The sequence below is a fragment of the Knoellia terrae genome, assembly GCF_048606435.1.
GTDB classification, from domain to species: Bacteria; Actinomycetota; Actinomycetes; order Actinomycetales; family Dermatophilaceae; genus Knoellia; species Knoellia terrae.
This window is the reverse complement of the sequence record NZ_JBMBWH010000014.1, coordinates 40,139-49,840: the sequence shown is the minus strand read 5'-3', so window position 1 is coordinate 49,840 and position 9,702 is coordinate 40,139. Positions and strand designations below refer to the sequence as shown.

At 71.6% G+C, this 9,702-nt stretch carries 8 protein-coding genes; 7 read left to right on the top strand and 1 reads right to left on the bottom strand.

Features of this window, described 5'->3' with window-relative positions; all coding sequences use genetic code 11:
* Positions 1–68: 68 nt before the first annotated feature.
* Positions 69–242 carry a hypothetical protein gene (locus tag ACOJV9_RS16005; RefSeq protein ID WP_420186227.1) on the bottom strand — a complete coding sequence of 58 codons (174 nt, stop codon included), beginning with the start codon at positions 240–242 and terminating at the stop codon, positions 69–71.
* Between the two features lie 219 nt (positions 243–461).
* Here ACOJV9_RS16005 and pyrR point away from each other — a divergent pair, with 219 nt between their 5' ends.
* Genes pyrR through ACOJV9_RS15970 form a run of 7 tightly spaced genes read left to right on the top strand, consistent with a single transcriptional unit; the run spans position 462 to position 9,667 of the window.
* Complete coding sequence (gene pyrR, locus ACOJV9_RS16000; RefSeq protein WP_420186226.1) at positions 462–1,058, top strand: bifunctional pyr operon transcriptional regulator/uracil phosphoribosyltransferase PyrR; 597 nt, start codon at positions 462–464, stop codon at positions 1,056–1,058.
* An 11-nt stretch (positions 1,059–1,069) separates the two neighbouring features.
* On the top strand, positions 1,070–2,059 hold the full coding sequence (locus tag ACOJV9_RS15995; protein WP_420186230.1) for an aspartate carbamoyltransferase catalytic subunit: 990 nt from the start codon (positions 1,070–1,072) through the stop codon (positions 2,057–2,059).
* Positions 2,056–3,348, top strand: a complete 1,293-nt coding sequence (locus tag ACOJV9_RS15990) for a dihydroorotase (RefSeq protein WP_420186225.1) — start codon at positions 2,056–2,058, stop codon at positions 3,346–3,348. Before ACOJV9_RS15995 ends, ACOJV9_RS15990 begins: the two co-directional genes overlap by 4 nt.
* On the top strand, positions 3,345–4,508 hold the full coding sequence (gene carA, locus ACOJV9_RS15985) for a glutamine-hydrolyzing carbamoyl-phosphate synthase small subunit (RefSeq protein WP_420186224.1): 1,164 nt from the start codon (positions 3,345–3,347) through the stop codon (positions 4,506–4,508). The genes ACOJV9_RS15990 and carA overlap by 4 nt, the downstream gene beginning before the upstream one ends.
* Position 4,509: 1 nt before the next feature.
* Entirely contained in the window at positions 4,510–7,827 is a 3,318-nt protein-coding gene (gene carB / locus ACOJV9_RS15980; RefSeq protein WP_420186223.1) for a carbamoyl-phosphate synthase large subunit, read from the top strand.
* A complete protein-coding gene (locus ACOJV9_RS15975; RefSeq protein ID WP_420186222.1) occupies positions 7,824–8,705 on the top strand; it encodes a dihydroorotate dehydrogenase electron transfer subunit in 882 nt (293 codons plus the stop codon). Before carB ends, ACOJV9_RS15975 begins: the two co-directional genes overlap by 4 nt.
* Positions 8,705–9,667 (top strand): dihydroorotate dehydrogenase, encoded by a 963-nt coding sequence (locus ACOJV9_RS15970; RefSeq protein ID WP_420186221.1) that lies wholly within the window; start codon positions 8,705–8,707, stop codon positions 9,665–9,667. The genes ACOJV9_RS15975 and ACOJV9_RS15970 overlap by 1 nt, the downstream gene beginning before the upstream one ends.
* The last annotated feature ends 35 nt before the right edge of the window (positions 9,668–9,702 follow it).

Below are 9,702 nucleotides of genomic sequence, written 5' to 3'. Positions count from 1 at the left end.
TCCTCGACAAGCTACTGTCCGAGCACGACAACCCCGGTGTTTCCTTCACCGCTTGAATCCACCCCGCCTTACGGTGCAGTAGCGCGGGGGAGCCGGGCGCCGAAGACGACCTCGGGCCAGGCCGCCCGGGCGAGCCACGCCTGGAACGTCTCCGCGTCGGCGTCGCGCGGCGGGAACAGCGCACCCTCGGTGAGGGGGCACGACGTGGCGGCCTGGGGTGTCTGAGCTGTCTGCGGGTGCACGGTGCCTCCTTCGACGGCGGATGGGTGCACCCATGACATCACATCTGGTTTGGTCAGGCATAGCGCTGCGTTATGTGTCCCACGAGGTGGACGCTCGGCGTGGGCGGTGTCGAAGGGGCGGCGGGGGAGTCGCTACAGTGTCACCGACCGACATCCTTTAACGACCTGTCCCGTGAGGCAGGGAAGGAGGTCATGACATCCATGTGTCCTGACGCAGCTGTGCCACAGAGTCCAGATTCGACCCAGGGCTCCTCGAGCGAGTCCGCCCCCCCGACCGGCGAGGGGAGGACGGTCCTCGGAGCAGGGGACATCTCCCGGGCCCTGCGCCGCATCGCCCACGAGATCCTCGAGGCCAACAAGGGCGCCGACCGCCTCGTCCTCCTCGGCATCCCGTCGCGCGGCGTCCCGCTGGCCCGACGCCTGGCCGAGCTCATCGCCGAGGTCGAGGGGAGCGCGATCCCCGTCGGCAGCCTCGACATCACGATGTACCGCGACGACCTGCGACGGCAGCCGACCCGGGCGCCGATGCCCACTGAGATCCCCGACTCGGGCGTCGACGGCAAGGTCGTCGTCCTCGTCGACGACGTCCTCTACAGCGGGCGGACCGTCCGTGCCGCGCTCGACGCGCTCGCCGACCACGGGCGTCCCGCCGCGGTCCGGCTTGCCGTCCTCGTCGACCGGGGCCACCGCGAGCTGCCGATCCGCGCCGACCACGTCGGCAAGAACCTCCCGACGTCGCAGACCGAGACCGTGCGCGTCCGGCTCGCCGACGTCGACGGCGCCGACAGCGTCACGATCACCGGAGGTGCCCGGTGACGACGACCCGTATGCCACGCCACCTCCTGTCGATGGCCGACCTCGACGCCCCGGCCATCCGGACGATCCTCGACACCGCAACCCAGATGCACGAGGTGCAGCACCGCGAGGTCAAGAAGATCCCGACGCTGCGGGGGCGCACGATCATCAACCTCTTCTTCGAGGACTCGACTCGCACCCGCAGCTCGTTCGAGATCGCCGGGAAGTGGATGTCCGCAGACACCATCAACATCACCGGCAAGGGCTCGGCGACCTCCAAGGGCGAGTCGCTGCGTGACACGGTGCGCACGATCGACGCCATGGGGGTCGACGCGTTCGTCATCCGCCACGGTGCCTCGGGCGCCTGCCACCAGGTCGCCGGGTGGGTCGACGCGCACGTCATCAACGCCGGCGACGGCACCCACGAGCACCCGACCCAGGCCCTGCTCGACGCCTACACGATGGAGCGCCGCCTCGGCTCGCTGGAGGGCCGGCACGTCGCCATCGTGGGGGACCTCACCCACTCCCGGGTGCTGCGCTCGAACCTCATCTCGCTGCGCCGGCTCGGGGCGGACGTCACGCTGGTCGCCCCGCCGACGCTGATGCCGAGCGGCATCACCTCGTGGGCCGAGCGTGACGGCTTCGTGGTGGGCCACGACCTCGACGCCGTCCTCGGCGGGAGCGACGCCCGCCCGGTGGACGCCCTGATGATGCTGCGCGTCCAGAAGGAACGGATGAGCGGCGGCTACTTCCCGACGGCCCGCGAGTACACCGTGGGCTACGGCCTGACCCGCGACCGCCTTGCCCGCCTCACCGACGCGAACCCGGAGATCGTCATCTGCCACCCCGGCCCCATGAACCGCGGACTCGAGATCAGCGCCGACGCGGCCGACGCCGCGCAGAGCCTCGTGCTCGACCAGGTGAGCGCGGGGGTGGCGGTGCGGATGAGCGTCCTCTACCACCTGCTCGCCGGGGCGGACACGCCCTCGGTGGGGACCCCGGCACAGGGGAGTGCGGCATGAGCACGCTCCTGATCAGCGGTGCCCGCCCCCTCGGCGGCGACGCCACCGACGTCCTCGTCCGCGACGGCGTGGTCACCGGGATCGGCACCGGCCTGGATGCGCCCTCCGACGTGGAGCGACTCGACGCCGAGGGTCTCGTGCTGCTGCCCGGCTTCGTCGACCTCCACACCCACCTGCGTGAGCCCGGGCGTGAGGACGCCGAGACCATCGCGACCGGCTCAGCAGCGGCCGCGGTCGGCGGGTTCACCGTCGTCCTCGCGATGGCCAACACCAGCCCCGTCACCGACACCGCCGAGGCGGCCGAGCGGGTCCTCGACCTCGGCCGCGCCACCGGGCTCGTCGACGTCCAGCCGGTCGGCGCCGTGACCAAGGCCCTCGCCGGCGAGGAGCTCGCCGAGCTGGCGCTCATGCACCGCTCGCGGGCCGGGGTCAGCGTGTTCTCGGACGACGGCCGGTGCGTCCACGACGCCCGGGTCATGCGCCGCGCGCTCGAGTACGTCCGCGCCTTCGGCGGCGTCGTCAGCCAGCACAGCCAGGACCCCTCGCTCGCCGGGTCGTCCGCCTGCTGCCACGAGGGGGAGCTGTCCGGCCGCCTGGGGCTGCCGGGCTGGCCGGCCGTCGCCGAGTCGAGCATCATCGCCCGTGACGCGCAGCTCGCACGGCACACCGGCTCCCGGATCCACGTCGCGCACGTCACCACGGCCGAGGGGGTCGAGGTCGTCCGCTGGGCCAAGGCGCAGGGGATCGCGCTCACCGCCGAGGTGACTCCCCACCACCTCCTGCTCACCCAGGACCGCCTCAGCGGCTACGACCCCGTCTTCAAGGTCAACCCGCCGCTGCGACCGACCGAGGACGTCGAGGCGCTGCGCGCTGCCCTTGCCGACGGCACCATCGACGCCGTCGCGACCGACCACGCGCCGCACGCCCGTCACGACAAGGAGCACGCCTTCGTCGACGCGGCCTTCGGCATGCTCGGGCTCGAGACGGCCTTCGCCGTCGTCCACGACACGATGGTGCGCTCCGGCGCCCTCGACCTCGCCGGCCTCGCCGACCGCATGTCCGTGGCCCCGGCCCGCATCGCGGGCCTGACCGGCCACGGTCGGGCCGTCGAGGTCGGCGCCCCCGCCAACCTCGTGCTCGTCGACCCCGACGCCGGTCACACGGTGGACGCCGCTGCGTCGAAGTCGTTGTCCCGCAACAATCCATGGCACGGCATGAGCTTCACCGGTGCCGTGCACACGACCCTCCTGCGAGGCAGGGTCACGGCTCGTCAGGGAGAGACGCCATGATCGACACCCGCGAACCCGCCGTGCTCGTGCTCGAGGACGGGCGCACCTTCGCCGGGCGTGCCTACGGCAGCCGGGGGGAGACCACCGGCGAGGCCGTCTTCTGCACCGCGATGACCGGCTACCAGGAGACGCTCACCGACCCGAGCTACCACCGCCAGGTCGTCGTCATGACCGCCCCGCACGTCGGCAACACCGGCTGGAACGACGAGGACGACGAGTCCTCGCGGATCTGGGTCTCCGGCTACGTCGTGCGCGACCCCGCGCTCCGGCCCTCGAGCTGGCGCTCGCAGCGCACGCTCGAGGACGAGCTGGCCGCCCAGGGCGTCGTGGGCATCTGCGACATCGACACCCGGGCCCTGACCCGCCACCTGCGCGAGCGGGGGGCCATGCGGGTCGGCATCTTCTCGGGAGAAGCCGCCGGTATGCCGGCCGCCCACCTCCTCGAGCACGTCACCGCCGCCCCCGAGATGGTCGGTGCGTCGCTGGCCGAGGAGGTCAGCACCGACACGGCCTACGTCGTGGAGGCACACGGCGAGAAGCGCTTCACCGTCGCCGCGCTGGACCTCGGCATCAAGACGATGACCCCGCAGCTCATGGCGGAGCGGGGCATCGAGGTGCACGTCCTGCCGGAGAGCTCGACCTTCGCCGACCTCGCCCGGCTCCGCGAGCTCCACGGCCTCGACGGGGTCTTCTACAGCAACGGTCCCGGCGACCCTGCTGCCGCCGAGCACGCCGTCGGCGTCCTGCGCGAGGTGCTGGGTGCGGGCATCCCGTTCTTCGGGATCTGCTTCGGCAACCAGCTCCTCGGCCGCGCGCTGGGCTTCGGGACCTATAAGCTCCGCTACGGACACCGTGGCATCAACCAGCCGGTCATGGACCGCAGCACCGGCAAGGTCGAGGTGACCTCGCACAACCACGGCTTCGCCGTCGACGCCCCGCTCGACCGTGACAGCGACACCGACTTCGGGACCGCCCGGGTCTCGCACGTCTGCCTCAACGACGACGTCGTCGAGGGCCTCGAGCTGCGTTCTCGCACAGGCGATCTCACCGGCTTTTCCGTGCAGTACCACCCGGAAGCCGCAGCGGGACCGCACGACGCGGCATACCTCTTCGACCGGTTCGTCGACCTGCTCGACTCGACCAAGAAGGCGAGCGCCTGACATGCCGAAGCGTGACGACATCAGGAGCGTCCTCGTCATCGGGTCCGGCCCGATCGTCATCGGGCAGGCCTGCGAGTTCGACTACTCCGGTACCCAGGCCTGCCGGGTCCTGCGCGAGGAGGGCGTGCGCGTCATCCTCGTCAACTCCAACCCGGCGACCATCATGACCGACCCGGAGTTCGCGGACGCGACCTACATCGAGCCGATCACGCCCGAGGTCGTCGAGAAGATCATCGACAAGGAGCGCCCTGATGCGGTGCTCGCCACCCTCGGCGGCCAGACCGCCCTGAACTGCGCGATCGCCCTGCACGAGAACGGTGTCCTCGAGAAGTACGGCTGCCCGCTCATCGGCGCCAACGTCGAGGCGATCCAGCTGGGCGAGGACCGCCAGCTCTTCAAGGGCGTCGTAGAGCGCTGCGGCGCCGAGAGCGCCCGCTCGGTGATCGCCCACACCATGGACGAGTGCCTGGCTGCGGCCGAGGAGCTCGGCTACCCCATGGTCGTGCGGCCGTCGTTCACCATGGGTGGCCTCGGGTCCGGCTTCGCCCACGACGAGACCGAGCTGCGCCGCATGGCCGGCGCCGGCCTCCAGGCGAGCCCCACCACCGAGGTCCTCCTCGAGGAGTCGATCACCGGGTGGAAGGAGTACGAGCTCGAGGTGATGCGCGACCACGAGGACAACGTGGTCGTCGTCTGCTCCATCGAGAACCTCGACCCCATGGGCGTGCACACCGGTGACTCCATCACGGTCGCCCCGGCCCTGACCCTCACCGACCGCGAGTACCAGCGGCTGCGCGACGTCGGCATCGCGATCATCCGCGAGGTCGGCGTCGACACGGGTGGCTGCAACATCCAGTTCGCCATCAACCCCGTGGACGGCCGGATCATCGTCATCGAGATGAACCCGCGCGTCTCGCGCTCGTCGGCCCTGGCCTCGAAGGCGACCGGCTTCCCGATCGCCAAGATCGCCGCCAAGATGGCGATCGGCTACACCCTTGACGAGGTCCCCAACGACATCACCCGCGAGACCCCGGCGAGCTTCGAGCCGAGCCTCGACTACGTCGTCGTCAAGGTCCCACGGTTCGCGTTCGAGAAGTTCCCGGCCGCCGACGACACCCTCACGACGACGATGAAGTCGGTCGGTGAGGCCATGGCGATCGGCCGCAGCTTCACCGAGGCGATGCAGAAGGCGCTGCGCTCGGTCGAGCAGAAGGGCTCCTCGTTCCACTGGCGCGACGAGGCGCCCACGCGCGAGGAGGCCCTGCGGCTGCTCGCCGTCGCCGCCCGTCCCACCGACGGCCGCATCGTCACGGTGCAGCAGGCCATGCGCGGTGGTGCCACGGTCGAGGAGACGCACGAGGCCACCGGCATCGACCCGTGGTTCCTCGACCAGATCGAGCTGCTCAACCAGGTCGCCGAGGCCGTCGGCGAGGCGGCCGAGCTCACCCCGGACCTGCTCCGGCTGGCGAAGCGGCACGGCTTCTCCGACCAGCAGCTCAGCGAGATCCGGGGTATGCCGGAGGCGGTCGTCCGCGGTGTCCGTCACGCCCTCGGGGTGCGGCCGGTCTTCAAGACCGTCGACACCTGCGCCGCCGAGTTCGCCGCGCAGACGCCGTACCACTACAGCTCGTACGACGAGGAGACGGAGGTCGCCCCACGCGAGCGCGAGGCCGTCATCATCCTCGGGTCGGGCCCGAACCGGATCGGCCAGGGCGTCGAGTTCGACTACTCGTGCGTCCACGCGAGCTTCGCCCTGCGCGACGCCGGCTACGACACGGTCATGGTCAACTGCAACCCCGAGACCGTCTCCACCGACTACGACACGAGCTCGCGCCTCTACTTCGAGCCGCTCACGCTCGAGGACGTGCTCGAGGTCTACCACGCGGAGAAGCAGGCCGGCCCGATCGCCGGCGTCATCGTCCAGCTCGGTGGCCAGACGCCGCTGGGCCTCGCCCACGCGCTCAAGGACGCCGGTGTCCCGATCGTCGGCACCTCCCCGGAGGCGATCGACCTCGCCGAGGACCGCGGGGCGTTCGGTCGGGTGCTCGCGGAGGCGAAGCTGCCCGCGCCACGGCACGGGACGGCATACAGCTCGAGCGAGGCTCTCGCGGTGGCGCAGGAGATCGGCTACCCGGTGCTCGTGCGACCGTCCTACGTCCTCGGCGGACGCGGCATGGAGATCGTCTACGACGACGAGACCCTGCGCACCTACGTCGACCGCGCGACGGCGGCGTCGTCCGAGCACCCGGTGCTCGTCGACCGCTTCCTCGACGACGCGATCGAGATTGACGTGGACGTCCTCTACGACGGGACCGAGATGTACCTCGGTGGCGTCATGGAGCACATCGAGGAGGCGGGCATCCACTCCGGTGACAGCGCCTGCGCCCTCCCGCCGGCGACGCTCGGCAACGCCGAGATCGAGCTGGTCCGGGAGAGCGCGCTCAAGCTCGCCCAGGGGATCGGCGTCGTCGGGCTGATGAACGTCCAGTTCGCCCTGGCGCAGGACATCCTCTACGTCCTCGAGGCGAACCCGCGGGCCTCGCGCACCGTGCCCTTCGTCGCCAAGGCGACGGGCGTGGCCCTGGCCAACGCCGCTGCCCGGATCATGCTCGGCGCGAGCATCGCCCAGCTGCGCCAGGAGGGCGTGCTGCCGCCCAGCGGCGACGGGGGCACGCTCCCGGCGCACGCGCCGATCTCGGTGAAGGAGGCGGTGCTGCCCTTCAACCGCTTCCGGCAGGCCGACGGCACGATGGTCGACAGCCTCCTCGGACCCGAGATGCGCTCCACCGGTGAGGTCATGGGCATCGACACGACGTTCGGCCGCGCGTTCGGCAAGAGCCAGCTCGCGGCATACGGCGGGCTGCCGGCGGACGGCACGGTCTTCGTGTCGGTCGCCAACCGCGACAAGCGGGCCATGCTCTTCCCGGTGAGCCGCCTCGTGGACCTCGGGTTCGACGTCGTGGCGACCTCCGGCACCGCAGACGTGCTGCGGCGCAACGGCATTCCGGCCAAGGTCATCCGCAAGATCACCGAGCGCGCGACCGACGCCGCGGCGAGCGAGGCCCGCACGATCGCCGAGCTCATCCTCGACGGTGAGATCGCGATGGTGATCAACACGCCCACCGGGCAGAGCGCCCGCGCCGACGGCTACGCCATCCGCGCCGCGGCCAACGCCGCCGACGTCCCGCTCATCACGACCGTCCAGGAGTTCGCCGCGGCCGTGCAGGCCATCGAGGCCCTGCGGCGCGGTGACCTCACGGTGACCTCGCTGCAGGAGCACGCCCGCCACCTCGACCTCATGCAGGTGGCAGCGAAGTGAGTCGGGAGACCGGGGTCGTCAAGGTCGCCGGCGAGGTCATCGCCACGCGCCGGGTCGGCGCCTACCACCACCTCACCATCGTCGCGCCCGGCGTCGCCGAGCTCGCCCGCCCCGGGCAGTTCGCCGCCCTCGCGGTCGGCGGCCCGACGAGCGGGACGCTTCTGCGGCGGTCGTTCTCGATCCACAAGGTGAGCCCGTCGGGGACGTACGGCGGCACCCTCGACCTCGTCGTCGCCGCCAAGGGCCCCGGCACGCAGTGGCTCACCGAGCTGCGCGCCCACGACGCCGTCGACGTCGTGGCCCCGCTCGGTCGGGCGTTCCCCCTGCCCACCGAGCCGGTGCCGTGCGTGCTCGTCGGCGGCGGGTACGGCTCCGCGCCGCTCTTCTGGCTCGCCGACGTCCTGCGCGCCCGTGGCTGCACCGTCGAGATGGTGCTGGGCGCGGCCTCCGAGGACCGGCTGTTCGGGGTGGTCGAGGCGCGACGGGCCGCCGACGGCGTGACCGTGACCACCGACGACGGCTCCGCCGGGCAGCGGGGCTGGGTGAGCGACGTGCTGCCCGAGGTCTTCCGGCGTACGGGCGCTCCGGTCGCCTACGCCTGCGGGCCGATGGGCATGCTCCAGTCGGTGACGCGGGTGGCGGCCGAGCACGGCGCAGTCGCGCAGGTCGCGGTGGAGGAGTCCATGGCGTGCGGCATCGGCATCTGCATGACCTGCGTCATGCCGGTCCGCGGCAAGGACGGCGTCACCTCGATGGTCCGCTCGTGCGTCGAGGGGCCGGTCTTCCGGGGGGACCGCATCCGCTGGGAGGCCTTCCACGACGGTGTCTGCGGTGTCCCCGAGGACGCGGTCGGCGCACCCAGGACGGGGGGCCACTGATGGTCGTCGACATGTCGGTGACGTTCACCGGCCGGACCCTGCCCAACCCGGTGATGACGGCGTCGGGGTGTGCCGCGAACGGCCGCGAGCTGCACCGCTTCTTCGACGTCTCCACGCTCGGCGCCTTCGTCACCAAGACCGTGATGATGGACGCCCGCTCCGGGCGCGGGACACCGCGCATGGCCGAGACCGCGTCGGGGATGCTCAACTCCATCGGCCTCCAGGGCCCGGGAATCCGTGCCTTCGTGGCCAAGGACCTGCCCTGGCTGAAGTCGGTCGGTGCCCGGGTGCTCGTCTCCATCGCCGGCAACACGGCGGGCGAGTTCGCGGACGTGGCCCGGGTCCTCGCTGACAGCGACGCCTTCGACTGCGTCGTCGGCGTCGAGGTCAACATCTCGTGCCCCAACGTCGCCAACCGCGGCCTCGTCTTCGCCTGCGACCCGCTGGCCTCCGGCAAGGTCGTCGCCCTCGTGCGCGAGCAGCTGCCCCGGGACGTCCCGATCTTCGCGAAGCTCACGCCCGACGTCACCGACATCGTCTCGATCGCCGACGCGGCGGTGAAGTCCGGCGCCACCGGCCTGACGATGATCAACACCCTGCTCGGGATGGTCATCGACACCGACCTCCTGCGGCCCCAGCTGGGCGGGATCACGGGCGGGCTGTCCGGGCCGTCGATCCGCCCGGTCGCCGTCCGCGCGCTCTGGCAGGTGACGGCGGCGATGCGGGAGGGGCGCGTGCAGCGGGTGCCCCTCATCGGGGTCGGCGGCGTGCGCACCGGACGCGACGCCCTCGAGCTCATCGCCGCGGGCGCCACGTGCGTCCAGGTCGGCACGGCGACCTTCAACGACCCGACCGCGCCGCAGCGCGTCCTCACCGAGCTGTGCGAGCTCGCCGCGTCGCACGGTGTCGACCGGATCACCGACCTCGTCGGGATCGCCCACGACAGGATGGTGCTCCCGTGACCGGCCAGACCACGCAGACCTTCGGCCGGCGGCTC

What these genes read in the sequence shown, in the direction of transcription:
- ACOJV9_RS15995 (WP_420186230.1), top strand. Translation starts at nt 1,070, where the DNA reads ATGCCACGCCACCTCCTGTCGATGGCCGACCTCGACGCCCCGGCCATC.
- carA (WP_420186224.1), top strand. Translation starts at nt 3,345, where the DNA reads ATGATCGACACCCGCGAACCCGCCGTGCTCGTGCTCGAGGACGGGCGC.
- ACOJV9_RS15990 (WP_420186225.1), top strand. Translation starts at nt 2,056, where the DNA reads ATGAGCACGCTCCTGATCAGCGGTGCCCGCCCCCTCGGCGGCGACGCC.
- carB (WP_420186223.1), top strand. Translation starts at nt 4,510, where the DNA reads ATGCCGAAGCGTGACGACATCAGGAGCGTCCTCGTCATCGGGTCCGGC.
- ACOJV9_RS15970 (WP_420186221.1), top strand. Translation starts at nt 8,705, where the DNA reads ATGGTCGTCGACATGTCGGTGACGTTCACCGGCCGGACCCTGCCCAAC.